At 60.4% G+C, this 26661-nt stretch carries 24 protein-coding genes; 14 read left to right on the forward strand and 10 right to left on the reverse strand.

Annotated features, from left to right (window positions below; genetic code table 11):
• Window positions 1-49 precede the first annotated feature (49 nt).
• Window positions 50-1108 (reverse strand): LacI family DNA-binding transcriptional regulator, encoded by a 1059-nt coding sequence (locus tag B5E41_RS13775; RefSeq protein WP_088394384.1) that lies wholly within the window; start codon window positions 1106-1108, stop codon window positions 50-52.
• A gap of 143 nt (window positions 1109-1251) precedes the next feature.
• Between B5E41_RS13775 and B5E41_RS13780 the strand changes: the two genes are divergently transcribed.
• From B5E41_RS13780 to B5E41_RS13800, 5 genes are all read left to right on the forward strand, one after another.
• The gene (locus B5E41_RS13780) at window positions 1252-3573 is read left to right on the forward strand and encodes an alpha-L-rhamnosidase (protein WP_088394386.1); all 2322 of its coding nucleotides are present in this window, start codon (window positions 1252-1254) and stop codon (window positions 3571-3573) included.
• Between the two features lie 36 nt (window positions 3574-3609).
• Complete coding sequence (locus B5E41_RS13785; RefSeq protein WP_064811822.1) at window positions 3610-4893, forward strand: ABC transporter substrate-binding protein; 1284 nt, start codon at window positions 3610-3612, stop codon at window positions 4891-4893.
• 62 nt (window positions 4894-4955) lie between these two features.
• Window positions 4956-5834 (forward strand): carbohydrate ABC transporter permease, encoded by an 879-nt coding sequence (locus tag B5E41_RS13790; protein WP_011427665.1) that lies wholly within the window; start codon window positions 4956-4958, stop codon window positions 5832-5834.
• Window positions 5831-6658, forward strand: a complete 828-nt coding sequence (locus tag B5E41_RS13795; RefSeq protein WP_088394388.1) for a carbohydrate ABC transporter permease — start codon at window positions 5831-5833, stop codon at window positions 6656-6658. Before B5E41_RS13790 ends, B5E41_RS13795 begins: the two co-directional genes overlap by 4 nt.
• Before the next feature lie 4 nt (window positions 6659-6662).
• On the forward strand, window positions 6663-7640 hold the full coding sequence (locus B5E41_RS13800; RefSeq protein ID WP_088394390.1) for an ABC transporter ATP-binding protein: 978 nt from the start codon (window positions 6663-6665) through the stop codon (window positions 7638-7640).
• A gap of 54 nt (window positions 7641-7694) precedes the next feature.
• On the opposite strand, the gene B5E41_RS13805 is transcribed toward B5E41_RS13800, so the two are convergent.
• Window positions 7695-8045: a type II toxin-antitoxin system RelE/ParE family toxin gene (locus tag B5E41_RS13805; RefSeq protein WP_088394392.1), complete on the reverse strand. Its 351-nt coding sequence runs from the start codon at window positions 8043-8045 to the stop codon at window positions 7695-7697.
• Between the two features lie 5 nt (window positions 8046-8050).
• Entirely contained in the window at window positions 8051-8302 is a 252-nt protein-coding gene (locus B5E41_RS13810) for a ribbon-helix-helix domain-containing protein (protein WP_085861332.1), read from the reverse strand.
• Window positions 8303-8576: 274 nt separating this feature from the next.
• Between B5E41_RS13810 and B5E41_RS13815 the strand changes: the two genes are divergently transcribed.
• Genes B5E41_RS13815 through B5E41_RS13855 form a run of 9 tightly spaced genes read left to right on the forward strand, consistent with a single transcriptional unit; the run spans window position 8577 to window position 20047 of the window.
• Window positions 8577-9203 carry an SIS domain-containing protein gene (locus tag B5E41_RS13815; RefSeq protein WP_088394394.1) on the forward strand — a complete coding sequence of 209 codons (627 nt, stop codon included), beginning with the start codon at window positions 8577-8579 and terminating at the stop codon, window positions 9201-9203.
• 16 nt (window positions 9204-9219) lie between these two features.
• On the forward strand, window positions 9220-10458 hold the full coding sequence (locus B5E41_RS13820) for a glycosyltransferase family 2 protein (protein WP_088394396.1): 1239 nt from the start codon (window positions 9220-9222) through the stop codon (window positions 10456-10458).
• Window positions 10459-10477: 19 nt separating this feature from the next.
• Window positions 10478-12448 (forward strand): hypothetical protein, encoded by a 1971-nt coding sequence (locus tag B5E41_RS13825; protein ID WP_088394398.1) that lies wholly within the window; start codon window positions 10478-10480, stop codon window positions 12446-12448.
• Window positions 12449-12501: 53 nt separating this feature from the next.
• Window positions 12502-13404, forward strand: a complete 903-nt coding sequence (locus B5E41_RS13830) for a lysylphosphatidylglycerol synthase transmembrane domain-containing protein (RefSeq protein WP_245303095.1) — start codon at window positions 12502-12504, stop codon at window positions 13402-13404.
• A 32-nt stretch (window positions 13405-13436) separates the two neighbouring features.
• The gene (locus B5E41_RS13835) at window positions 13437-14378 is read left to right on the forward strand and encodes an NAD-dependent epimerase/dehydratase family protein (RefSeq protein WP_088394402.1); all 942 of its coding nucleotides are present in this window, start codon (window positions 13437-13439) and stop codon (window positions 14376-14378) included.
• Complete coding sequence (locus B5E41_RS13840) at window positions 14368-16317, forward strand: HAD-IIIA family hydrolase (RefSeq protein ID WP_088394404.1); 1950 nt, start codon at window positions 14368-14370, stop codon at window positions 16315-16317. Before B5E41_RS13835 ends, B5E41_RS13840 begins: the two co-directional genes overlap by 11 nt.
• The gene (locus B5E41_RS13845) at window positions 16314-17294 is read left to right on the forward strand and encodes a GHMP family kinase ATP-binding protein (protein ID WP_088394406.1); all 981 of its coding nucleotides are present in this window, start codon (window positions 16314-16316) and stop codon (window positions 17292-17294) included. Before B5E41_RS13840 ends, B5E41_RS13845 begins: the two co-directional genes overlap by 4 nt.
• Before the next feature lie 9 nt (window positions 17295-17303).
• Window positions 17304-18521, forward strand: coding sequence for an NAD-dependent epimerase/dehydratase family protein (locus tag B5E41_RS13850; RefSeq protein ID WP_088394408.1), 1218 nt, complete (start codon window positions 17304-17306; stop codon window positions 18519-18521).
• The gene (locus B5E41_RS13855) at window positions 18518-20047 is read left to right on the forward strand and encodes an FAD-dependent oxidoreductase (protein WP_088394410.1); all 1530 of its coding nucleotides are present in this window, start codon (window positions 18518-18520) and stop codon (window positions 20045-20047) included. Before B5E41_RS13850 ends, B5E41_RS13855 begins: the two co-directional genes overlap by 4 nt.
• 15 nt (window positions 20048-20062) lie before the next feature.
• On the opposite strand, the gene B5E41_RS13860 is transcribed toward B5E41_RS13855, so the two are convergent.
• The 7 genes from B5E41_RS13860 to B5E41_RS13890 form a co-directional block, all read right to left on the reverse strand.
• On the reverse strand, window positions 20063-20863 hold the full coding sequence (locus B5E41_RS13860) for a phosphate/phosphite/phosphonate ABC transporter substrate-binding protein (RefSeq protein WP_088394746.1): 801 nt from the start codon (window positions 20861-20863) through the stop codon (window positions 20063-20065).
• A gap of 81 nt (window positions 20864-20944) precedes the next feature.
• Entirely contained in the window at window positions 20945-22399 is a 1455-nt protein-coding gene (locus B5E41_RS13865) for an NAD-dependent succinate-semialdehyde dehydrogenase (protein ID WP_088394412.1), read from the reverse strand.
• A 10-nt stretch (window positions 22400-22409) separates the two neighbouring features.
• Window positions 22410-23489 carry an ABC transporter ATP-binding protein gene (locus tag B5E41_RS13870; RefSeq protein WP_088394414.1) on the reverse strand — a complete coding sequence of 360 codons (1080 nt, stop codon included), beginning with the start codon at window positions 23487-23489 and terminating at the stop codon, window positions 22410-22412.
• Window positions 23486-24286 carry an ABC transporter permease gene (locus B5E41_RS13875; RefSeq protein ID WP_088394416.1) on the reverse strand — a complete coding sequence of 267 codons (801 nt, stop codon included), beginning with the start codon at window positions 24284-24286 and terminating at the stop codon, window positions 23486-23488. The genes B5E41_RS13870 and B5E41_RS13875 overlap by 4 nt, the downstream gene beginning before the upstream one ends.
• 1 nt (window position 24287) lies before the next feature.
• Window positions 24288-25160, reverse strand: a complete 873-nt coding sequence (locus tag B5E41_RS13880; RefSeq protein ID WP_088394418.1) for an ABC transporter permease — start codon at window positions 25158-25160, stop codon at window positions 24288-24290.
• A gap of 115 nt (window positions 25161-25275) precedes the next feature.
• Entirely contained in the window at window positions 25276-26286 is a 1011-nt protein-coding gene (locus B5E41_RS13885; protein WP_088394420.1) for an ABC transporter substrate-binding protein, read from the reverse strand.
• 49 nt (window positions 26287-26335) lie between these two features.
• Complete coding sequence (locus B5E41_RS13890; protein ID WP_088394422.1) at window positions 26336-26659, reverse strand: NIPSNAP family protein; 324 nt, start codon at window positions 26657-26659, stop codon at window positions 26336-26338.
• Between the last annotated feature and the right edge of the window lie 2 nt (window positions 26660-26661).

Here is a 26661-nt window from a genome sequence, read left to right on the forward strand (position 1 = left end):
ATTACGAGGCCGGCAGCGCACATGAGCTGCCGGCCCTTCCACCCTCGCTCTAAGTGACCGGAGCCTTGCCGGATCGGGTCAGGCTGTTGCGGCTGACCAGCGATGGCATCTGGAAAATATGCTCGGCGCCGGTGCGACCCTCTATTCTCGAAATCAACGTCCGGGTGGCGACCTGGCCGAGCTCCCTGCCCGACTGATCGATGCTTGCGAGATTGACGAGGCCGAGCGCTGCGGTCGACGAATTGTCATATCCGACGACGGCAAGATCTTCGGGCACACGCACACCCATTTCCATCGCCAGGCTCAGAAGGGTGATGGCGTCGAGGTCGCTCCAGCAGAACACGGCGCGCGGCCTGTTCTTCCTCGACAGGAACTTTCGCATCGTTTCCTCCCGCTTTGGCGGGGCGATCGGAATTTTAGTGATCGGCGCAGACGATCCCAATCCGGCGCGCTGGATCGCCCGGCGGAAGCCGATCTCACGCTGGCGAACGACGGAGACCTGGTGCCCCTCACGCTCGCCGAGGCTCAGCATTTCGATGTCGCGATAGCCGCAGGCAAGCAACGCTTCCACCGCAATCTCGGCGCCACGCTGGTCGTCGGCATTGACGGTATCGAAGGCCGTGGCGCCGACATCGTGATAACCGACCGCGACGATTGGTATCTGAGCCGCGAATTTTGCGATGATGTCGGAAGGCAGGCGCGGCGCAACCAGGATCAGACCATCCATCTTGTAGTCGATCATCGACTCGATCAGCGACGTCTCCAGCTGCACGCGCGCATCGCTGACGCCGATCATCGCCTGGTAATGCGAAGGCGCCAGCACGCCGTTCACGCCGGCGATCACCTCGGGAAGGAAGGGATTGCGGATGTCGATCAAAAGCACGCCGATGGTGAAACTGCGGCCCCGCAACCCGCGCGCCGCGCGTGAGGGACGATATCCAAGCACTTCAATAGCGTCGGTCACCCTCGCCCGCAGCGCTTCACTGACGCCGTAGGCGTTTCGCATCACCTTCGAGACCGCGGCGACCGAGACGCCTGCATGCGTTGCCACTGTCCGGATCGTCACGCGATCATTTCGTTGCAGTCTTTTTTTCTCTTCGATCGACATGAAATCTCTGGGTTACGCTGCGCGCCGTCACAATCGCTCGCAGAACCAACCATGGCAGACTGGCGACGAAATTTCTATTGCGCTTCCGAAATAAATGTAGAACGTTATATGGAGAACGTTCTACAACTCGTCGGGAGGACTTGATGAACTTTCAGCCGGCAGCCATCGACGGCAATCTCGTTTCGCGCGCTTGGTCCGGAGAGATGATCGCACCGTTGTCGGACCGCGGCCAGGGAACGGCCGCAAGCTTCGTCTCCAAGACCTTCGATCATGACGGCACCGGCCTTCCGATCGAACTCTTCATCTCGGCGCTCGGCCTCTATCGCTGCTTCATCAACGGCACCCGCGTCGGCAACGATCTGCTGACTCCCGGCTGGACAAATTACGACGACCGCATTGCTTATCAGCGATACGACATCTCGAGATTGCTGAAGTCAGGCTTTAACCGGATAGAAATCTGGCTCGCCGACGGATGGTACCGCTCGCCGATCATGTGGGGCGCCCAGGCTATTCCCAACTGCTGGGGCGACAGGATCGGGGCCATTGCGGATCTGGTCGGCCCCAGCGGCACCATTCTTTCCACCGATACGACCTGGCAAAGCGGGCCTCTGCCGATCCAGAAGTCGGGGATCTATTTCGGCGAGATTTACGACGCACGCCTGGAAAACGTCGCCGAAACCCACGGGACCGAGCGATTGCCGTTCGACAGGAGGCTGCTCGTCGCGCATGAGACCGCAGCGGTGCGGGAGCTGCGGCCGGTCGCCCCCATCGAAAGCTGGACCGATCATGAAGGCAGGACGATCTATGATTTCGGCCAGAATGTCGGCGGCTACGTCAGATACACGGTCCGTGGCATCGGCGGCACCGAAGTGCGGGTCGAGCACTCGGAAGTCCTTGGGCCGGAACGCTACTTCGACAATCGCAACTATCGCGCGGCTACCGCGCACACCTTCTATACGCTCAGCGGAGATGGCGACGAGACCTATGCGCCGCATTTCACGTTCCACGGCTTCCGTTATGCCAGGGTGACGATCAAAGGCGATGCGGAGATTGTTGACATCGCCTCGATCCCGATCTCGTCGGTGCCGGAACCGGCCGGCGGCTTCACCTCGGGCAGCCCTCTCGTCAATCGTCTGGTTGAGAATACCATCTGGTCGCAGCGCGCCAATTTCATCGAAGTGCCCACAGATTGCCCGCAACGCGACGAACGGCTTGGCTGGACGGGTGATGCCCAAGTCTTTGCCGCGACGGCCTGCTGGCTGAGCGACAGCCAGTCCCTCCTCAGGAAATATCTGCGCGATGTGATGGCCGACCAGCGCGAGGACGGCGCCGTTTCACATTTCTCGCCCGACCCGACGCGTCTGCACCCCGGCAATTTCCCGGGCTATGCCGGCTCGACCGGCTGGGGTGACGCGATTGTCGTGATCCCCTGGGTCCTCTACACCCATTACGGCGACCGATCCGTTCTTTCGGAGTGCCTGGGCTCGATGGTGCGCTGGGTCGATTTCGTCTGGTCCATCTCGGATGGCCCGATCGTCCATCCGCCCTCGCATTGGGGCGCCCGCGGCTTCACCTTCGGCGACTGGCTGCAGCCGGTCGGCGATAACAGAAAGCCGCGCCCGACGATTGCCGACGATTGTGCAGCCACCCTCTACCACTTCATCTCGACGGATCTTCTCGCGAAGATCGCAGGCGTACTCGGCGAGCACGCGCTTGAAGAACAGATGAAGGGCCGCGCTGACAAGATCAGGTTGGCTTTCGCCAACGAGTTCATCACGCCGGCCGGGCGGCTCGCCCATAACGATCAGACATCCTATGCGCTGGCCTTCCTGTATGACCTGATACCGGGTGAGCATCATGAGGCCGCCCGGCGACATTTCAGGCAGGTGGTTATCGATGCCGACTACAAGATCGGCACCGGTTTCATCGGCACGCCGGCCCTTTTGCCGGCCCTGACGAAAATCGGAATGGACGACCTCGCCGAAAAAGTCTTCCTGCAGGAGGATGTGCCGGGCTGGCTCTACCAGGTCTCGAAGGGGGCAACGACGATCTGGGAGCGCTGGGATTCGATGGCGCCCGACGGCACCATCTACGAACCCGACATGAACAGCTATAACCACTATGCCTATGGCGCGGTCTGCCAATGGCTGTTCGAATGTGTCGCCGGCATTTCGCCGAGCCCGGCCGCACCCGGCTTTGCCGAAGTGATCATCGACCCGGCACCAATCCCGTCGCTTTCGCCGGTTTCGGCCTATCACGATATCAGCCAAGGGCGCATCGAGGCCGGCTGGCACTGCACCGGCAGCGAGGTCACCTATGTGCTGACGCTTCCGGAGGGGTGCGTCGGCCGCTTCCGGCCCGGCCGGCGGCACCGAAATGCGTCGCTCAATGGGGAGCCCGTCATCGAGGAGGCGGCTCTTCCCCCCGGCACGCACCGGCTGGTCTTTTCCCTACCCGATTACTGAGGAGCATACAGTCACACCGTTCAGAGGAGGAACGTCATGACACATCGGATAAAGCTCATTCTTGCCGGCGCATCCGCGCTTCTGGCCTTGGCCGCGGCCAGCCCATCGCATGCAGAAACCACGCTGTCTTTCCTGATCGACAACAACCCCGACACGGTCGCGGCAGCCGAAGCACTGGTTGCGGCCTACCAGACCAAGGCGCCCGACGTGACGATCGAAATCGAGCCGCGGGCAGGCGGCGGTGAGGGTGACAACATCATCAAGACGCGCCTGGCAACGGGCGAGATGTCCGATGTGTTCCTCTATAATTCCGGCTCTCTCTTACAGGCGCTGAAGCCGGCGCAGACACTTGTCGATCTGAGCGGTCTCGCCTCGCAGGCGAAGGTGGATGAAGGCTTCAAATCTGTGGTCAGCGCCGGCGGCAAACTCTACGGCGTTCCTTTCGGCACGGCCATGGCGGGCGGGATCCTCTACAACAGGAAGATCTATCAGGATCTCGGCCTCGCCGTTCCGAAGACATGGGCGGATTTCATGGCCAACAATGCCAAGGTCAAGGCTTCGGGCAAGATCGCCGTGGCGCAGACCTATCGCGATACCTGGACATCGCAGCTGTTCGTTCTGGCCGACTATTACAATCTGCACGCCGCAGTGCCGAACTTCGCCGCCGACTATACCGCCAACAAGGCGAAATATGCGGAGACGCCCGCCGCCACAAAAGGTTTCGAACGGCTGAAGGATGTTCACGACGCCGGCCTGACGAACGAGGATTTCGGGGCGGCAAGTTATGACGACGGCCTCAGAATGGTGGCGACCGGCGAAGCGGCGCATTATCCGATGCTGAGCTTCGCCATTGGCGCCATCAAGCAGAATTATCCCGAGAATCTTGCAGATGTCGGTTTCTTCGCGCAACCGAGCGACGATGCGGCAACGAACGGACTGACGGTCTGGATGCCGCCCGCCCTCTATATTCCCCTGACTAGCCAGCACGCAGAAGAAGCGAAGAAATTCGTGGATTTCGCCGGCAGCGTCGAAGGCTGCAAGATCATGGTGGAAACCAACACCGTGCAGGGGCCTCCGCTGATCGACGGCTGCGATCTGCCTGCCGACGTACCGCCCGCCGTAAAGGACATGCTCCCCTATTTCGACGCCAAGGGAAAGACGACCCCGGCATTGGAATTCGTATCGCCGGTGAAGGGCCCGGCGCTCGAGCAGATCACCGTCGAAGTCGGTTCCGGCATTCGCCAGCCCGCCGAGGCAGCGAAGCTCTATGACGAGGATGTGCGCAAACAGGCCAAGCAGCTCGGCCTGCCCAACTGGTAGCGGTCGTTCGGGCCAGCTAACCTCGCTCCTGACGGGGCGAGGTTTCCCCTGAAGAGGTAGTCATGACCGAGACACGCCCGCACCCGCGCAAATCGCCCTACCCGCTGTGGTTTTTCATTCCCGCCGCCATCATTTACGGCGTGCTGTTCCTTTTTCCGACCATATCGTCTCTCTGGTACAGCCTGACGCGTTGGGATCTCTCGACGGCGCAATTTATCGGGCTTGAAAATTTCCAGCAGTTCTTTTCCGAGCCATTCTTGGTCAAGGGGCTGGTCAACACCCTGATCTATGCCGTGACGACATCCGGCTTAAAGACGGTCTGCGGCCTGCTGCTCGCCGTGCTGCTGACCAGCAATATCTTCGCCCGGGGCTTCCTGCGCACGCTGGTCTTCTTTCCCGTGCTGGTCTCGACCATCGGCATCGGCATCACCTTCACGGTAATGATGCATCCGACCAAAGGCATCATCAATGTTACGCTCGAGACGCTTGGAATGCCTGGGCCGGGATGGCTGACCAATCCGGCGCTCGCGCTTTTTTCGGTGGCCCTGGTCGATGTCTGGAAGGGTGTCGGCCTCGCCACCCTGATTTTCATTGCCGGTCTCGCTGCGATCAGCCCCGATTATTATGAGGCGGCGAGGATCGACGGCGCCACGCGCCTCCAGCAATTTTTCCGCATCACCCTGCCGCTCGTGCGTCCCGCCACGGTCATCGTGGTGACCTTGTCGCTGATCGGTGGGCTCCGTTCCTTCGACCTGATCTGGGCCATGACCCGCGGCGGACCCGGTTTCTCCTCCGATGTGATCGCCTCGGTCATCTACAAGCAGTACCAGGCTGGTTTTTATGGGCTGTCGACGGCCGGAAACGTCATTCTGTTCGCGCTGATTGCCGTGATCATCCTGCCCTTCACCCTGTGGTTCAACCGGCGCGAGGTCGAGGAATGAGAAGCGCCCGCCCCTATGTGACGGGCGCGATAGCCCTTGCCGTCGCGGCCGTCGTCTTCGTCATGCCTTTCGTTTTCGTCGCCCTGCAGGCGGTGAAATCCAAATCGGAGGCTTCCCGGCTCGATTTCGAACTTCCTGAGCATTGGCTGTTCTGGGACAATCTCGTCGCCGTCTTCAAGGCGCGCGACTATCAGCTCATGCTTGCCTATTTCAATTCGACGCTGATCACGGTCGTTTCCGTCGCGATCCTGATCCTGCTGTCGGCAATGGTCGGATATGTGATGCAGCGCCGTAAGACGGCGTGGAACCGCGTGGCTTTCGCTGCGCTGTTCATGGGCCTGATGATGCCGCCGGCCGTTGTTCCCACCATCGGCCTTTTGCAGGACATCGGCCTCTTCAAGACCATGGCGGGAATGATCCTGATCCAAGTTGCCTATAATCTCTCCTTTTCGGTCCTGCTCTATCGGTCGTTCATCTCGACCATCCCGCGCGATCTCGACGAGGCGGCGCTGATCGACGGCGCCAAGCCCCGGCAGATCTTCTTCCGGGTGGTCCTGCCGCTGCTGAAGCCGGTGACCGTGACCAATATCGTCGTCCAGTCGATCGCGATCTTCAACGATTTCACCAATCCGCTCTACTACCTGCCGGGCAAGGAGAATGTGACGGTGCAGCTGACGCTCTATAATTTCCAGAGCATGTATTCGAGCCAGTATAATCTGCTCTTCATGAACATCCTCCTCGTGACGATCCCGCCGCTGATCGTCTTCATTTTCTTCAACCGCCAGATCGTCGCAGGCATGACGTCAGGCGGAGTCAAAGGGTAGCAGAATGGCTGAGCTCACTCTCAAACAGGTTCGCAAGAGCTTTGGCGCTCTCGAGGTCATCAAGGGCGTCGATCTGGAGGTTGCCTCCGGCGAGTTCGTCGTCTTCGTCGGCCCGTCGGGCTGCGGGAAGTCGACGCTGCTGCGCATCATCGCCGGCCTGGAAGAGGCGACCTCGGGTAGGCTGACCATCGGCGGCAAGGACGTGACCTATGCGGAACCTTCCGAGCGAGGCATCGCCATGGTGTTCCAGAGCTATGCGCTCTACCCGCATATGACTGTTGCCGAGAATATCGGCTTCGGACTTTCGCTCGCCCGCCGCCCGAAGGCTGAGATCGCCGAGAAGGTCGCGGCGGCAGCCGAAACGCTGCAGCTCACTCATCTGCTGCAGAGAAAGCCGAAAGCGCTTTCCGGCGGCCAGAGGCAGCGCGTCGCCATTGGCCGAGCGATCGTGCGCGATCCCAGGGTCTTCCTGTTCGACGAGCCGCTCTCCAATCTCGATGCCTCGCTCAGGGCACAGATGCGCCTGGAGATCTCGGAACTCCACGCCCGTCTGAACTCGACGATGATCTATGTCACCCACGACCAGGTCGAGGCGATGACGATGGCCGACAAGATCGTCGTTTTGAACGGCGGCGCCGTCGAGCAGATCGGCAGCCCGATGGAGCTCTACCGCAATCCCGCCACACCCTTCGTCGCAGGCTTCATCGGCAGCCCGAAAATGAACCTCTATGGCGGCGAGACGGCACGGCGGATGAACTGCACCACCTACGGCATCCGCCCGGAACATGTCAGACTTTCGGAAGGCACCGGCCAGTGGCAAGGCAGAATCCGCCATGTGGAACGGCTCGGCGCCGACGCAATCCTCTATCTCGATGTCCCCGAACTCGGCGAAATGATCGTGCGCGCCGAAGGCGAAACACCTTTCAGGCCTGGCATGACGGTCTGGGCAAACCCGCTGGAGGGAGCGGAACACCGGTTCTGAGTCCGGGTTAAAGCCCACATCGAGGAACAATCCTACCGACCGAAGATCCCGCCCTCACGGCTGTTTGTTTGAGAGAGCCGCCAGATCCTCTTTGAGCCGGACCGGCAGATTCATCCGTTCGTGAAGAATGCTCATGACACCAAGATCGCCGTTCTTAAGCTCGCGAAAGAAGACGTAATGATGTTCATAACGACCGAAATAGGCTGAACGCTTGATGTCTGCCGGAACTGCCAGACGTTGCGGAAGCTGTCGCCAGATCGACCGATCCTCGCACAAACGCTGCAAATAGGCGTGCAGCCCGAGAATGTAGGCATCCGCCTGCTTCTCTCCCCCCGCCTCAATCGTGTCGCGCCAAATCTTGTCCTGCGCGTCGTCAGCGCGCGGATAAAATCGATAGACTGCCATCAGGCTTATTGACGCTTGTTGCGGCGGATGACGTCTTCGGCCGAAACCGCGACGAATTCGCTGTCTTCAGCCCGCATCGCCGGCGCAAGCTCTCTTTGCAGCATGTCCCAGGCCTCATTACGGGTCTGCAAGTCGCGGCGAATGAGCGCACGAATATACTCGCTGGCATTTTCATAAAGGCCGTCATCGCCGACCTGCTGCTGGATATGATCCTGCAACTGCCCACTGACCTTCACATGAATGCTACCCGATGCCATCGGCATACCCCTTTGTTTCGTCTATGATGGATAGCGTAGCACATATTGTCAATATTCATCACGCACGCCTCCGTAGCTTAATAACTGGTCGGGTTCAGCAGCGCTAAGGCGAGCAGCAACCCTCACGTCGGGGCCGGATGCTTTACGGAAGACCGTTAGTTGCAAAGCCGTGACACTCGTTAACAACCATCCGGAGGAAAGCCGTGCAACTTGCCTTTGTATCATTTAGTCTTTAAGGACGCCCCAATTTCCAAGGAGTAAGGGTTGAACCAGCATGTCACATGACCAGACCATATCTTCGGACCTTGGCGTGACGGCCGGCGATCTTGATCGCTACTTTACATTTCTCCGCCATGTTCTCGTGAATGCATCCGCGTCGCGGCGGGGTGACGAAAGCCTCGATTATGCAGCTGCGATGAGTGAGGCCATGCGGCTGGCCCGCGCTACCCATGATGTCGGCCGGAAGATCATCTTCATCGGTAACGGCGGCAGCGCCGCGATTGCCAGCCATATGGCGACGGACTATTCCAAAAATGGCGGACTCCGCGCCATGGCAATGAACGACGGCGCTACGCTGACATGCCTCTCGAACGACCTCGGCTATGAGAACGTCTTCGCAAAGCAGATCGAAATGCATGCGAATGAAGGGGATCTGCTGATCGCCATCAGCAGTTCAGGCAGATCGGAAAGCATTACCAAAGCCGTCCGCGCCGCCCGCGAAAAAGGTGGCGCCGTTATCACCTTGAGCGGCTTTGCTCCAGGCAATCCGTTGCGCGCGCTCGGTGATCTGAACTTCTACGTCGCTTCCGACCAATATGGCTATGTGGAGATCGCGCATCTGGCGATCTGTCATGCCATATTGGATTTTTCCTGCGGCCTCGTCCCGCCCGTCCTTTCCTAAGAGCCTGATTACGCGAATGAATTTTCCCCATATCCACGATCCGGAATTGACGCTTCTTACACCCGATGACGACGTCACCGACCCTGAGGTAACCATCCTCGTCCCCTCGCTCAACGAGGAATTGACGATCGGAACCTTCGTCGACTGGTGCCGTCAAGGCATCGCGGCAAGTGGTGCGGCGGTCGAAATCCTCATCGTCGACAGTTCGACCGATCGCACGCCGGAAATCGCCCGTGAGCGGGGCGCGCGCGTGTTGCGGACGCCGAAGCGCGGCTTGGGCAGAGCTTACATCGATGCCATTCCTTTCGTCCGCGGCAAGTTCATCATTATGGGTGATGCGGACTGCACCTATGATTTTCGCCAAATCGCACCCTTCATCGAGGCCTTCCGGAAGGGATCTGAGTTCGTCATGGGCTCGCGGTTCAAGGGCACGATCGAAGACAATGCGATGCCGCCGCTGCATCGCTATTTCGGAACGCCGCTGACGACGTGGATTCTCAATCGGATGTTCGGCAGCCGCTTTTCCGACATCCATTGCGGCATGCGGGGCATCAGTGTCGATGCGTTGCTTCGCATGGATCTCCGTTCGCAAGGGTGGGAATACGCCTCGGAAATGGTGCTGAAGTCCGTGCATATGGAGCTTGCGACGACCGAGGTGCCGATTCACTTCCTGAAGGATCCGGAAGGACGGCTGAGCCACATGAAGCGCCGAGGCTGGATGGAGCCCTGGCGCGCCGGCTGGCGCAATCTGCAAGCGATGTTTGTCTACGGATTCGATTTCTTTTTGATTTGGCCGGGCTTCCTGCTGCTGGCCCTCGGCTTGATCATAATGTTGCCGCTGCTCGCCGGACCTATGTCGATAGCAGGTGTGCGGTTCTCCTCGAATGCCATGCTGTTTGCGATGGCTCTGGCCGTCCTCGGTCAATCGATGCTGATTTCGGCAGCGATCGGTCGGGTGATTTTTGACTATTCGGGACATGTGCAGCCTCGCCTCGAGCGGCGCCTTCCTTACAATGCAACGATATGGGGATCGGTTATCGCCGTTCTGGCAGGCGTTTTGCTGGCGGTTCCGCTCTTCGATTCCTATGTCGGGAACGGCTACGTGCTGCCCGAGATCGGCATCGAGACCAACTGGGCCGTCTTCGGGCTGTGGCTTATCATCACGGCGTTCCAGATCTTTATATCAGGGCTCATGATAAGAGCACTCGGGGTTATGCTGCCAGTCAAGAAGCCTGCGCCGCCTCTTGCGGGATAAAAGCCACGAAAGGGCTATCATGATCCTAGGCTGGTTCACGGTTCTTTCCATAATATTATGGGGCCTCGTGATCGACAGAGGCATTGTTGCGCGGCTCAACCGACGTTGCGATCAGCCCTTTCGAGACGGCATCGATTTTCTGTTCAGCGGTGTTCTGCCGGCTCTGGCGATCGCCGGTGGCGCGGCCACTATTCTTGGCGCGTTTCATGGATTGAGATGGGAAATCGTTCTTCCCACAGTGGCAGCCTCGATGATCTGGCGGCGGCGCGATCTCGTCGCCGTCCTTTGCGATCTGGGTTTGCTGTTTCGTAGAATCGCAACTGAATCGAAAAACGCAAATCCAATTCCGGCGCTTGTGGCCCTCACATGCATCATACTCTGCTATGTGTGGAGCGTGCTGGCCCTTTTCCCGTCAGCCGTTGCCGACGTCTGGGTTTTCCATATCCCGCTCGCGAACAGTATCATCGATCATGCCGGCTTTGTGTCGCCGCAGATCGACCATCCCTTCTACGGCAATATTCCGCTCTTCTTCAATCTGCTGTTTGCGCTCGTCATGATGGTCAGCGGTCACTGGACCGGCGCGTCCGTCATGAACATCGCGATTTTCTTCGGGTTTCTGTTTCTGCTTTCAAGCTGCGCCAGCCGTTGGCGGGCATGCGGCTTTTTCCTGGTGGCCGCTCTGATCCTCAGCATCCCCTTCTTCAGGGGGAGTGTCGGCGAACCGATGACGGATCTGGCCCGGTCGTGTTTCTCGGTCGCCGCCGTACTTTTCCTGTGGCGTTATCTGGAAACCCGGCGCCCGGCGGAGCTTTTTCATTGTGCGCTCGTGCTGGGGGGAGCGGTCGGAGGAAAATATACGGAACTGCAAATGGTCGGCCTCATAGGGCTGGCATTGCTGCCGACGCTTCTCAAGGGACGGGTCTCGCTGCCGCTCTTTCTGTCATGCCTCTGCGCATTCCTCGCAGTCGCGGGCTACTGGTATGCGAGAAACCTGATCGTCCTCGGCAATCCGATCTACCCCTTCATGTTCGGTCATCCAGGCCTGACCGATGCTTGGATGGCGGATTACATGCTCGAATTGGGCCGGGCTTTCGATCCCGCCAACCGGCATTTCGTGACGAACCTCGCAACTCTGCAAGGGTGGCGCGATTTTCTGCACATTCTTTACCAGTGGTTTCTCAAGAGCAAGCCGAATGCTTTCGTCGCTCTCGCTTTGATATTGGCCGGCTTGGCAGTGGCTTTCCGGCGCATCGCCTTTCTCGTAGCGATTAGCGCTGCGATGTTTGTGATATGGTACACCGTTATGTTCAACCACATCAGGTGGGCGACGCCAGCCTATCTGCTTTTCTTTTCGACCGGGTTTATCGGCGCCTCGCTGGTTCGCGAACGAATGGACCAATGGCTTGACCGACGGATGCTGCCGCAGATGGCCCCCTTCGCCAAAATTATCTCTTCGCCGGCATGCTTGATCGCCAGCCCGGTGATCATAGGCCTGCTGGCCGGGGGCATCTGGATTTCCCACTGGCATCAGATGGGCGGTAGCGACATCGATCCCGTCAAGGCGAAAGAGCTCGACGTCGTCCTTGGGCTGATCAGCGTCGACAAATATATGGAGAGTCATCGCGAAGCCTATTTCATGTATCGCTATATCGCGGATCACGACCTGCGGGCCGTATTTCAGCCGTTCGATACCGCCAATACCTTGCTGTCCACCGCGTATAACGACGGCCGCGATGGCGGCTGGCAGTTGCCCCGTTACGTGCTGCCCGCACCGGGGTCGGATATCGATGCCTTCATCAGGGACAATCGCATCGGCTATTTCATCGTTCCCCCGGATGCCGACAGTGCGTTCCTCGCCGAGCGCATTGGAGCGGACAAAATCGGGATGGCCAACAGCGTTATAGCCCACATGATGCCCCGCTCATCACTGATCTTGACGGATCGGTTCGGCTGGAAGCTCTACCGTTTTGATGCGGATCGCGAAACGTGACGACACCATCCTCCCGCGCATTGCTTCGCATCGGAATCCCTGTTCTTAAAGTGGTGGTCGCGTTCGGCCTCGTCCTCTGGATCGCGCTCAGAGTCGATTTTGCAGAAGGCTGGGCAGCGATCCAAACTCTGTCGCCGACGACCATCGCAGTCAGTATCTTTCTCCTTCTCTTCCAGGCCCTGCTTTCGGCCTGGCGGTGGTGCCTTCTTTCGGAGATGATCGGACGGAGGCTGAAAATATCAGGCGCCATGAATCTCTTCATGCAAAGCCTCTTTTACAATCAGGCTCTTCCAAGTCCCATTCCAGGCGATGCCGCACGCATATTCGGCGCCCTCAAATATGGTTTGACAATCCAGGAAGCCACGCTCGGCGTTGTCATGGACCGGATCCTCACCCTGTTCGGGTTGGCGGTCGTTGCGTTGATCGGCCTGATCATCATGCGCGTTTCTTACGGTCACGATTTCCCAATCCCTTATCTCACCGAACTCACGGCCCTCGGCGTCGCGGGAACCATCGCATCGGCCCTGGTGTTCATCTGGCGTCGCCATCTCTTCGTTCGGTTTCTTCCGGAAAAACTGCACGCGCTGAACGAGGCGCTGCGGGCTTTTCTCACCCACCGCAGAATGCTCGGAATATTTCTGTTGACCCTGGTCATTCACGGCCTGGGCGTCGTCTCGCTTGAGATCCTCGTTCTCGGCCTTGGTCTCCCGCTCAACTGGGGCCAGGCCGCAGCCGCTTTCCCGCCCGTATTGCTGATCGCCATGGTCCCCATTTCAGTTGGAGGATGGGGCTTGCGGGAAGGCGGCATGATCATTTCACTTTCTGTGTTCGCCATCGGCACGACCGACGCCGCAACGTTGTCGGTGGCTTTTGGCCTGTTGCAGCTTGTGGTCGGCTTGGCCGGTGGTGTATTCGTCCTTTCGCGTCCTCATTCGGGAAAGATCAAAGCGCTCTGACGAGCCTTAACAGATCATATGGAGCTGCCGACATGCATGCCTTGGTAACGGGAGGGGCCGGATTTATCGGCAGCCATCTCTGCGATCGTCTCTTGGACTCGGGTTATCGGGTAACGGCAATCGACAATCTTCATCTTGGCCGGATGCGCAATATAGATCATCTGCAGGGCCGGGCGGATTTTCGCTTCCAGAAGCTGGATATGCTCGATCGGGAAGGTATGGACCACCTCTTTGAGGAGGACCGTCCTGATGCGGTTTTTCATCTCGCCGCCAATTCCGATATTGCCGCAGGCAATACCAATACGGAACTGGATCTCCAGCTGAACCAGCTGACGACGACGACGCTGCTTGCCCTCATGCGCAAGCATGATGTCGGCAGACTTTTCTTCGCCAGCACCTCCGCGGTATTCGGCGAAGCCGAGGGCAATATTCACGAGAACCACGGCCCCCTCCAGCCAATCTCGTTCTATGGCGCCAGCAAGCTTGCTGCAGAGGCCTATCTGTCCGTCTACGCTCTGTCATTCGGCATCAAGACGCTCGTGCTGCGCTTTCCCAATGTGGTTGGGGAGCGCTCAACGCACGGGGCAATCTACGACTTCATCAACCGATTGAAGGCTGATCCAACGAGACTTCAGGTGCTCGGTAACGGAAGGCAGACGAAGCCCTATCTCTATGTCGGCGATCTGGTGGATGCGATTCTCCTTGCATGGGACAAGGCGCCAGGCGCCTATGAAGTGTTTCATGCCAGCGGCATCGGCGAAACCTCCGTCCGGGATATTGCCGAGATCGTGGTCTCGAAGGTCGCAGCCGGAGCCGCTATCGAATATGGAAGCGAGGATCGCGGCTGGCTGGGCGACGTTCCGCGCTTCAGCTACGACATCAGCAAACTTATAGCGCTGGGCTGGTCGCCGAAGCGAAAGTCGACGGAAGCGGTTGAACTCGCCGTGGAGCGGATTCTGACGAATGGGTTCTGACGCCGCCATCCGCGAGGCAATCATTATTGCCGGAGGCCTTGGAACGCGCGCGCGCAGCATGACGGGCGATGCCATTCCGAAAGCCCTCCTGCCTATTGACGGCGTGCCGATCATTCTGAGGCAGATCCGCGTCCTCGCCCGCGAAGGCGTTCGGCATGTGCGCGTGCTCGGCGGCCACCTCGGCAGCCAGCTCGAGCCTGCCCTCGGCCCGGAAGCGGAAAGGCTCGGCATTACGATCGAGGTCTTCGTGGAGACGTCACCGCTCGGCACGGCCGGCTGCCTGACGACTTTGGACACGGTCGCCGACGATGTCCTGATCGTCTATGGCGACATGCTTTTCGATCTCGATCTTTCGGCGCTGGCGCGGCATCGTCAGCAATTTCCAGCCGCCCTGACGATCATCGCCCATCCCAACGATCATCCGCGCACATCCGACATCGTCGTTCAGAAGAACGGCTATCTCACGCGCCTCTTGGCTCGCAAGGCGCCCCGCGATGCGGATTGGCGCAATCTCGTGCCGGCCGGCTTGTACGTGGCTTCCGGTCAGTTTTTCGAGACCCTCCTGCCGGGTCACCAGGCCGACATGATCCACGATGTCATTCCCGATCTTCTCGAGCGCTCCATCCCAGTCGCTATCTACGACACGCCCGAGTACATGAAGGATACCGGATCTCCGAGCCGGCATGCCGCAGCGGCCGAGGACCTTCGGCAGGACCGTGTCCATGCAATCCACTTGTCGGTCCGAAGACCCGCGGTGTTCTTCGATTGCGACGGCGTGCTCAACGAAGACGTCGGCGGCCATGGCGTCATTCATCCCGACCAGGTGACGTTGGTCGGCCGCGCCGGCCAAGCGGTACGGCTCGCCCGCGAGGCAGGCTTCCTCACGGTCGCGGTGACTAACAGGCCGCAGGTCGCCAAAGGCCTGCTCGACGAAGCCGGCCTGGATCATGTTCTCGGTCGTCTGGAGGCCGAGCTGGCCGAAGACGGCGGCGTGCTGGATCGCATCTACTTTTGTCCGCATCATCCGGACAAAGGGTTCCCCAACGAGGTGCCCGAACTCAAGATCGATTGCGCTTGCCGCAAGCCCGGAGACCTCATGATCCGCCAAGCTATGGCGGAACTGCCGATCGAAAAGGCGAGATCCGCCATCATTGGCGATAGCCTGCGCGATATCGGTGCAGGCCGCAAAGCCGGTATCTGGGCCTATGGCGTCCGGACCGGTTACGGCCTGCGGGACGATAGGAGCTATCCTGCCGCAGAAACGGGAATCCCCCACGCCGACCTGGTCTTCGACACGGTCTATGATGCTGTTCGCTTTCAATGCAGCTACCACGACATTGGGCAAGCTCTCTTCAACGCGATTGATGAGCGGCTTTCCAATGCGGCGGGCCCGCTGCTCGTAGGCATATGCGGTCGTTCCCGCTCGGGCAAGAGCACGTCCGCGCATGCCGTACAACGTCTTCTCTCGGAAGCCGGGCGCAGCGTGCTGCGGCTGGAACTCGACCGCTGGATACTGCCGCTCGAGCATCGCCGGCCCGATATGAATGCGGAAGAACGCAACAGGGTGGAGGATTATCCCGAGATCGTCAGAAAGCTGCGTCAGTCCGGACAGGTCGAGGCACCGGGTTACCACGCGGCAAGCCGTGGCCAGCATGCATCTCCGACCCTCTACGATGCGCGTGGTGCCGACGTAATCCTTCTCGACGGCATCTTTGCCGGCCACGTGTCGATCCGCGAGGATGTCGATATGACTGTCTTCGTCGAAGCCTCACAGCAGGCGTTGCTGGATCGCTTTCACAAGTTTTACGCCTGGAAAGGCCTAACGCCAGCGGCGGCTGAAGAGCTCTGGACGTCGCGAATTCAGGAAGAGTGGCCGAGGATCGATCTGCAGCGGACATCGGCCGATATCGTCATCAATCTCGAGGAGGCACTCCTTTGATCGTTTCATCCGCACCTTTTCGCGTCAGCTTCGCCGGCGGCGGCTCGGACATCGCGTCCTATTACCGTCGTCAGGCGGGCGCGGTATTGTCCTGCGCGATTGCCAAGTACAGCTTCGTGATCGTGCATAACTACTTCAATGAAAACAAATATCATCTCAAATATACGCGAACCGAGCTTGCCGACACGCTTGAGGATATTGCCCATCCGCTACTGCGCGAGGCCTTGCGCATGCACCGGGTCGAGCCCGGCATCGAAGTCGCCTCCGTCGCCGACATTCCCTCCGGCACCGGTCTCGGATCATCCAGCTCCTTTTCCGTGGCGCTGATTAACGCGCTTTATGCCCACAGGTCGCGCTTCGCCTCCAAGGATCAGTTGGCGGAAGAAGCCTGCAAGCTCGAAATCGATATCCTGAAGGAGCCGATCGGCAAACAGGACCAGTACGCAGCCGCCCATGGCGGCCTAAACTTCATCGAATTCAATTCCAATGGCGGCGTGAACGTGCAGCCCGTCGTCCTCACCGCTGAAAAGATGGCTGAGCTCGAGAGCAATATCCTCCTGTTTTTTACCGGAAGCCAGCGCGATACGCGCTCTGTGCTGTCGACCCAGGTGAAGGCGATGGAGACGGACGAGGACAAGTTCCGGACCGTCGAGCGCATGGTGCAACTGGCCTACGAAATGCGCGACATCCTGATGAGCGGCGATCTCGGCGTCTTCGGCGAAGCGCTGCACCGCGGATGGATGATGAAGCGCTCGCTGACATCGCAGATCACCAACAGCGCGATCGACGAGTTTTACGATGCGGCCCGCGCGGCCGGCGCGATCGGCGGCAAGCTCGCGGGTGCCGGCGGAGGGGGCTTCCTCGTCCTCTATTGCCCGAAAGACCGCCAGGCAAAAGTCCGCCAAGCGCTGTCGCAGCTCAAGGAGATAGAGTTTCGTTTCGACCGGAGCGGCGCGCGCATCGCCTTTGCACAATAGAGGGTGTTGATGGCACCGCGTCTCATCATCACGGGATCGACCGGCTACATCGGTGCAAGACTTGCGGCGACCGCGCGGGAGCGCGGCTTCGACGTGGTGGAATTCGGCCGGCGCTCTGGAGCGAAATGGCGCATCGGCGACGAGCCCGTAGCATCGGATCTCGAGGGGGCAGCCGCAGTCATCCATCTCGCGCATTCTTGGGCGACCGGGCCGGAGGCAGCTGAAGAAAACAACATCAATATCTCAAGCACCGTCAAACTGGCCGAAGCGGCAAGAGCGGCCGGCGTGCCGCACTTCGTCTTTTCCTCCTCCACCTCTTCCCGAGGGGAAGCGCTCAACGTTTACGGACGCACCAAGTTCAGGATCGAACAGCACCTGGCCGCCAGCTCTGCAGCACCTATCGTTCGCATCGCGCGCATCGGGCTTGTCTACGGCGGCCCACGGGTCGCGATGTATGGCCTGATGGCGAAGCTGGCGGCCTTGAGTCCGCTCCTGCCGATGATAGGGCTCAGCCGAAAGGTCCAGCCGATTCATCTCGACGAAGTTGCTGCAGGCCTTTTGGCGCTGGCGACCCGGGAGGACCTGCAGCCGCAGACATTCGTGCTTGCGCAGGAAAAACCGATCAGCTTCGCCGCCTGGCTCAGCATTCTTCGCCGCAGCCAGGGCAAGAGCAAGCTTCATTTCATACCGATCCCCCTGGGCTTCGCTCTCTTTGCCTGCCGGATGACCAAGCTTGTGCCGTTGATCCCGACTGTCGATCCGGAGCGCGTCCTCGGACTCGCGGGCGCAGCACCGATGGAGAGCGCGGAAAGCCTCAGGTTGCTCGACTTGAATCCGGCCGATCCGATGACGGTGTTGACGCGGGAGTTTGCCGAAACAGACCAGGAAGAATTGCACGGTGAGGCGAAGGCTCTGCTGCAATATCTCGGCATCACGCCGACGGAGGCGCAATTACAGCGGCTCGGCGAAGGGCTTCGGCGCGAAGGGCTGTCGCCGCTCGGCCTCTCCCCAATGCTGATCCGGCGTCCGTGCCTGCTCGCCCTCTTCGAGCCACCGGCCAATCGCACGCAGCATCGCTTGGCGCGCGCCCTCTATCTCGCAGATCTCGCGAGCGAGCCGGAAAGACATTTGGCCAAAAAGACGGGACTTATCGGCGCCATGCTGGCCATCGCAAGCGATGTCCTGCTGTTCCCGCTCCGCGCACTTTTGGCGGGACGATATCGATGAAGACGCCCGACGCCGACTTCATCATCGTCGGCAGCGGCCCGGCAGGCGTCTCCGCTGCGTTTCCATTGATAGCGGCTGGGCGCCGCGTCCTGATGCTGGATGCCGGCAATGATGCTGGATCGGAGGAAGAAAGCCGCAGCGCGCGTGTGCTGGGAAACGATCTGGAGTCGCTCCGCGCCGACGATGGCAGTTCACCGAAACTGCAGACTCCGGTGGCCCGCAGGATTCTTGAACGGTTCCGGCGCGAGTCAGGGATTACCGGCGATGGATTCACGCCGGTCGCCAGCCTCGTCCGCGGCGGTCTCTCCAATATATGGGGAGCGCAAATCAGCTACCTCGATGCCGAGGACATCGCGGCTTGGCCTATCGATATCGACCTGCTGCAGAGATCCTACGAACGTGTATCGCAACGCGTCGGGATCAGCACGAACGCCGATCTGACCGAAGGCGCCGACAGCGGATCCGTCCTGCCGCTTGGCGCTGCAGCCGCCCATGTCCTTCATCGGCACAAGGCCGCAAAGCCGGCGGATGGCTCGTTTCGGCTTTTTCCCGCCGTCAACGCCATCCTTTCGGAGCCGAGACCCGGGCGGGCGGCGTGCGACCTGCGCGGCGACTGTCTCTATGGCTGCCCGAGCGGCGCGATCTATAACAGCCGTCAGGATCTGCTTGCATTGCAGAAGTCGCCGCATTTTCGGTTGCTCGACAACGTGCGGGCCATATCTCTGACGTCCAACGCGGGCTGGACGATCGGAACGGCCGACGGATCGTCATTCTCTGCGCCGAGGATCATTCTCGCCGCAGGCGTGCTTGGAACCGCCGCGCTGCTGGCGGACCTCCTGCCGATCGGCGGTGAAGGACTGCGCCTTTTGAACAGTCCGACACTCGCCATTCCTTTGCTTTCTCCGGCAAGGTTGCTGCGCTCGGCGACGGCGACCCACAGCCTGGCGCAACTCGGATTGTCGCTGCGTTACGGCGAGCGCGCATCCGATTATGTGACGGGTGCGATCTATGAAGTCGGCTCGCTGCCGGCGCAGAGCTTCGTCAACAGGATGCCGCTTGGCAGAAAGGCTGGGCGGGCTGCCTTCGAAACGATCGCCGGCAGCCTGCTGGTTGCGACGATCTATTATCCTGGCGACCAAAGCCGGAGCTACATCCATCGCGATGCAGCAGCAGGAAAAGGCATGACCGTTCGGGGCGGTTTTGCAGACGGCTTCGATATCCGCGCCAGGGATCTGAAAAGAAGGCTTCGCCGCGAGTGGCAACGGTTGGGGCTCATTCCGCTTCCGGGCGCATCGCTGGCGGAACCGGGGGTCGATGCGCATTTTGCCGGCACCCTGCCGATGGGCGCAACCGGACCGTTCGGTACCTCTGCGGACGGCGAATTGAACCTCCATCCGGGTCTTCACGTCGTCGACGGCTCAATTCTCCCCGATCTTTCCTCGAAATACATCACAATGACGATTATGGCGAACGCCGATCGCATTGCCCACCGCCTCGCTGAAACGGAAGCAAACCCGGCGCTCTGACGTCCCTCAGCCTCTTCAGGCCCTCAATGGCGGCAATGCATCGCCGGCCAATGAGATGAGCGGCTCGTAATCCGCTTCGGAGAGCAGCGCGATATCAACGAGTCCGAGCTTGGCGCGCGTGGCCGCCAAGGACGGCTCCCTGATGGCGGCATGCAACGCACCTCGGAGGAGGAGGATTGTTTGGCTCGATGCGTCGCCTGATGTGATGAACGGCAGACCGGGAGCCTTGGGTGTTTCGGCGATGATCCGGATGTCCTCGACCATGGCGGGATCGAAACGGCACATATTCTCAAGAGTGATACAATCGATGGCCGCGCCTTCCGCCCTGCCTTCGATAACGGCGGCAATGCTGCCGCCGTGGCTGCCTGTTTCGATGATCCGCCCAAAGAAACGGCCGTTGCGCGCAAGCGGAGCGACGGCGGCGCGAAAGAGATTGCTGCCGGAGTTGCTGACAGGGCTGTTGATCGCAGCTGTCGTGCCGCGCAGATCCTCCAGCACGCGAAGGGAAGAATTCTTCCGGACGATGATGAAGCTGCGCATCAGCGGCCCATCGCAGCCGGGATGGCTATAGACGGGCGTGGCCACCAGCCGCACCCGGCCGCGCAGGCTCGTGGCAAAAGGATAGCCGCATGTCTGCGACAGAAGCAGATCCGGCCTCAGCCAGGCTTCGTCATAGGCAACCGACTGGTCGAGCGTTTCAGGCAACCCCATGAGGCCGGCATGCAGGAGGTAGCGCCGGAGAAACGACCAGAGTTCGGCCGTCGCTTCCGCGAGCGGCCGGGATGTCAGGTACATGGCAATGCTGACGAGAGGCATGCCGATCTTTGATTGCCCCTGCATAAGCGCTACAGCGTCTCGCCTGAAAGGCGGGTGGCGCTGGAACGCATATGTTGAGGATCAGGCAATGCCGCCCAGGCATACATATTTGAGCTCGGTATATTCGTCCAATCCGTGCCTGGAGCCTTCGCGGCCGAGACCTGACATCTTGACGCCGCCGAATGGCGCCTCGGCGGTGGAGACAAGACCGGTGTTGACCCCGACCATTCCATATTCGAGCGCTTCGGCCACGCGGAAGACCCGCGATAGATCGCGTGCGTAAAAATAGGAGGCAAGGCCGAACTCGGTGTCATTTGCCTGCTCGATGACGTCCTGCTCGTCGCGAAACCGGAAAAGCGGGGCAAGAGGTCCAAAGGTTTCTTCACGCGCCACCTGCATGCCGGCAGCAACATCACGCAGAATGGTGGGCTCGAAGAAATGGCCGCCAAGCGCGTGGCGTTTGCCTCCCGTTACGATCCCGGCACCCTTTGCAACGGCATCCTGAATGTGGCTTTCGACCTTGGCAACGGCGTTGTCGTCGATGAGCGGGCCAAGCACGACGTCACGCTCCAGACCATTGCCGACCTTCAACTTCGAAACAGCTTCGGCGAGCTTGGCGGCAAATGCCTCGTAGACGCCGTCCTGGACATAAAGCCGGTTGGCGCAGACGCAGGTCTGACCGTTGTTGCGGAATTTGGCGATGATCGCGCCTTCGACCGCAGCGTCGAGATCGGCATCGTCGAAGACGATGAAGGGCGCATTGCCGCCGAGCTCGAGACCGAGTTTCTTGATCGTCGGCGCGCATTGCCGGTAAAGCAGTTCGCCCGTCCGGGTGGAGCCGGTGAATGTCAGGACCCGGACGTCGCGGCTTGCGGTCATCGCCCCGCCGATTGCAGCCGCATCGCCCGTGACAATGTTGAGGAGGCCGGACGGCAGGCCGGCGCGCTCTGCGAGAACGGCGATCGCGATTGCGGAGAACGGCGTCTGCAGCGCCGGCTTGAGAACGACAGCGCAGCCGGCGGCAAGCGCCGGGCCGATCTTGCGCGTGATCATCGCGTTCGGAAAATTCCAGGGCGTGATCGCCGCCACCACGCCGGCCGGCTGGCGCAGCACGAGGATACGCTTGTCCGGCTGATGTCCCGGTACGATTTCGCCGTTGATGCGCCGTGCCTCCTCGGCGAACCATTCGATGAAACTCGCACCATAGGTGATTTCCCCCTTGGCTTCGGCCAAGGGTTTTCCCTGCTCCAGTGTCAGGATCATCGCCAGATCGTCACGGTTCTCGATCATCAGGCGATGCCACGTCTTGAGCACAGTCGCGCGCTCACCGGCGGTCTTCTTCGCCCAAAGCTTCTGGGCGAGAACGGCGGCGGCGATGGCTTCTTCCGTTTCGGTCGCACCGAAATCAGGCACCGCACCCAGCACCTCACCTGTCGCCGGATTGCGGACCATGGCCGACGCGCGGCCTTCCGCCTCTATCCAGCGATCGGCGATGGGGCATGCCTGACGGAACAGCGAGGGATCATTGAGCTTCATGGGACAACTTTCAGCAGAACACGTGAGCGGCGCCGGGATCGAAATCGAGATGGACTATATCTCCACGATTGAGCCCGGCAATAGCCTCATGGCCGAACGGCAAGCGAACCGAAAGCGCCTCGCCCGTCGCCGTCTCCGTGGAGACGTGGATATTGTTGCCGAGAAAGGTAATGTCGCTGACAGTCGCGGCAAGACCTGCTCCGGCGGCTCTTGCGCGCGACAGCCGGATGCGCTCCGGCCTCAGCATCAGCGCCGCCCTTGCGCCGGACGCCCCTTTTCCATGCACCGGAATCTGATTGAAGATGGTTCCGCCGCCGAGCGCAATGGTGGCTTGTCCATCGGAGGAGGACACCAGGTCGCAGGAAATGAAGTCGCTGTCGCCGATGAATTCGGCAACGAAGCGCGTCTTGGGATTGGCATAAAGTTCAGGGCCAGTCCCGATCTGATCGATGACGCCCTTGGAAAAGACGGCAATGCGGTCGGAGAGCCGCAGCGCCTCTTCCTGATCGTGCGTGACATAAAGGATCGTCACTTCCGTCTGCTGGTGGATGCGGCGGATCTCGTGCTGGATCTCCTCACGCAGCTTCTTGTCGAGCGCCGACAGCGGCTCGTCCATCAGCAGCAACGGCGGATCATAGGCAAGCGCCCTGGCAAGGGCGACACGCTGCTGCTGACCGCCTGACATCTGCGCCGGCTTGCGATCCTCGAAGCCTTCGAGCCGGACGAGGCGCAGCATCTCCTTCACCTTCAAGTCGATCTCGGCCTTCGACTTGCGCCGGACCTTCAGCGGAAAGGCAATGTTTTCACCGACCGTCAGATGCGGAAACAGGGTGTAGCGCTGGAACACCATGCCGATATTGCGCTTGTGCGAAGGCGTGGCGAGCAGCGTCTTGCCCTCGAGCGTAATGTCGCCTTTGGTCGGGTTTTCAAAGCCGGCCAGGATGTAGAGCGTCGTGCTCTTGCCGGATCCGGACGGACCGAGGAACGTCAGGAATTCACCGCGCCGGACATCGAGATTGACGTCGTGGACGGCGACGACCGGGCCGTATTCCTTGCGTATTCCGCGGATCTGAAGGAATGCATCGTTCATTGTTTCAGTACCTTACGCACGAGGGCAACCAGCGCCATCAAGATGATCGTCAAAAGGATGAGAAGGGTCGATGCGGCGGCGACAACGGGCGTCAGGTCCTGCCGCAGCGTCGCCCACACCTTTACCGGCAGCGTCTGCAGGGTGGGGCTCGACATGAAGATCGCCACCACCACCTCGTCCCAGGAGGTCAGGAACGAAAAGACGGCGGCCGAAAACAGCCCATGGCTGATCGCCGGAAGGGTGACCCTGATCTTCGCTTCCAAAGGCGAGGCGCCACACAGCACGGCTGCGTCCTCGATCGACTTGTCGAAACCCTCCAGCGCGCTCGATATCGACAGGATCGAGAAGGGCAGCGCCAGCACGAGGTGGGAAATGACAAAACCCGCCAGAGTCCCGCCAAGGCCGATCCTCAAAAAGAAGGCGTAAAGCGCCACTGCAAGAACGACGACCGGAAGGATCATCGGCGTGAGGAACAGCGCCTTCAGCGCATCGCGGAACATGAACGAACCGCGCACCAGCCCGAAGGACGTCACCAGCCCGAGCAGCACCGACAGAACCGTCACGATGACCGCGATCTTGAAGCTCGTCAAAGCCGATTCCAGCCATCGCGGGTCGGCGAAGAGCTCGCTATACCATTGAAATGTCCAGCCCGGCGGCGGAAAGATCAACCATTGCGATGAGCCGAAGGACAGCGCCGCGATAAAGACGATCGGCAGCAGCAGAAAGGCTGCAGTCAGAAGCGTGATCGCAAGCAGGACGTATTTCCACCAGCCGAGACGGTCGAAATTGAGGAGCATATCAACGTCCTCCCGGGTTCTGACTGCCGAAGAAACGCAGCTGCACGGCATAAAGCGACAGCGTCACCACCAGGAGCACCAGCGCTGCGGCGCCACCCATTCCCCAATTGACCAGCGACTGCACGAACTGCGCGATCAGCTCCGCGAGCATCATGTTGGCGGTACCCCCGAGAAGCGATGGCGTAACGAAATAACCGAGCGACATGACGAAAACCATGAGGGCGCCGGCCGCCATGCCGGGCATCGCCAAGGGCAGGAGAACCCGGGTCAGGCACTGCCAGCGGTTGGCGCCGCAAAGGGCTGCCGCCTGCAGGGTCGACGGGTCGATTTTCTTGATCACACCATAGAGCGGCAGAATGATGAAGGGCAGCATGATGTAGGTCATGCCGATCGTGACGCCTGTGAGATTGTTGACGAGTGCGAGCGGCTGGTCGATCAGGCCCATTCCCATCAGCATCTTGTTGATCAGCCCGGTCCGCTGCAGCAGAACCATCCAGGCATAGGTGCGGGCCAGCAGATTGGTCCACATCGACAAGAGCAGGATCGCAAAGATAACCGACGTCAGCCGACCGGGCATGATCGCCAGCGCCCAGGCGACGGGAAATCCGATCAGCAGCGATATTGCCGTGACGAAACCCGAGACAATGAAGGTATTGGCGAAAATCTTCAGATAGGTCGCAGATCCGATCAGTTGCGCATAATTGCCGAGGCCAGGCACCGGTTCCAGTACGCTCCGCAACAGAAGTATTGCAACCGGCGCGATGAAAAAGATGCCGACGAAGGCGAAAGCCGGAGCGACCGCGCCAAAACCTGTTGCCCTGCGCACCTTTGGCAAAGGTGCAATTATGCCGGAGGCATCGCTATACGTCGACATGACAGTCCTTCCCACCCGTCAATTTCCGCGGGGCACGCGCCGAATGCAACCGATTGGCACCGGCGCCGTAGGGGCACGGCGATCTTCGCCGTGCCTGTTCATCTCAAGTTTCAACTCATTTCGCCTGCCAGGCGTACCACTTCTCGCCGATGGCATCGCGGTTCTCTGCCCAATAGTTCATATCGGCATTGACCTGGCTTGCCGTCTGCTGGTCCCGCAGGGTCTTGGCGGTCTCCGGGTCCATCAGCTTGGCCGAGTCGAGGTTGATCGGCGCGTACCCCGTAGCCTTTGCGAGGGCGGCCTGCGGTTCGGCGGAGGTCGCCAGCGCGATGAATTTCATCGCAGCCTCGGCATTCGGCGCGCCCTTCGGCACGACGAGCGCATCCGCAGCGGTGATGTTCTGCTCCCAGGAGGTCTCCACCTTGATGCCGGTCGCCGCAAGCGCCGTCATGCGGCCGTTCCAGACGCTGCCGAAGGGCGCCTCTGCGGAGGCCAGCAGCTGCTGCGACTGCGCGCCGCCCGACCACCAGATGATATCGGACTTGATCGTATCGAGCTTCTTGAAGGCGCGGTCGAGATCGAGCGGGTAGAGCTTGTCGGCAGGCACGCCGTCGGCAAGCAGCGCCGCTTCGATCACGCCGGGAGCCGACCACTTGTAGAAGGTGCGCTTGCCGGGGAATTTCGCCGTGTCGAACAGGTCGGCCCATGTCTTCGGGCAGGCTTTGACGGCATCGGCATTGCAGCCGATGACGAAGGAATAATAGAAGCTGCCGACCGAATAATCGGTGACGAAGCGCGGATCGAGCTTGGACTTGTCGATGATGGAGAAGTCGAGCTTCTCGAGTTGGCCGTTCTTGCCGGCCTGGGCGGCATAGTCGCCCTCGACGTCGACGACATCCCAGTTGACTTCGCCGGCCTCGACCATGGCCTTGAGCTTGCCGTAGTCGGTCGGGCCGTCCTGCACGACGGTGATGCCGGTCTTGTCGGTGAAGGGGCTTGCCCATGCCGCCTTCTGCGCGTCCTGGGTCGTTCCGCCCCAGCTCGAGAAGACCATGCTGTCAGCGTGCGCCGGCGCGGAGACCGCCACGAATGCGGCAACCGCCGCGAAAGCAAATGTCGTTTTCATGTTCCCTTATCCCTGTTTTGGTTTGTCCTACGGGTTATGCCTTATGCCGTCAGCGCGCCTCGCTCCGGGGAGAGAAGTTTGCCGGCTTCATAATCTTGTTTTCCGCCACCTCGATCAGGTCGCGGATCTTCGGCAGGAAGGCCTGCCAGCGGGGATCGGCCAGAAGCCGCTGGCGTCTCGCCTCGCGGTCGTCCAGGCTCGTAAAGGCCCAGATGTGAACGATCTCGTTGATCGTCCCGATCTCCGAGAAGAAGTAGCCGACGAGCGTGCCGAGATGGCCCTTCTGGATTTCGATGCCCTCTTCCTCGACGACCTTGAGATATTGCGGGATCGTCCCGTTCTTCAGCCGATAGGTGCGGATCTCGTAAAACATCG

Source organism: Rhizobium esperanzae, assembly GCF_002204185.1.
Taxonomy (GTDB): domain Bacteria; phylum Pseudomonadota; class Alphaproteobacteria; order Rhizobiales; family Rhizobiaceae; genus Rhizobium; species Rhizobium esperanzae.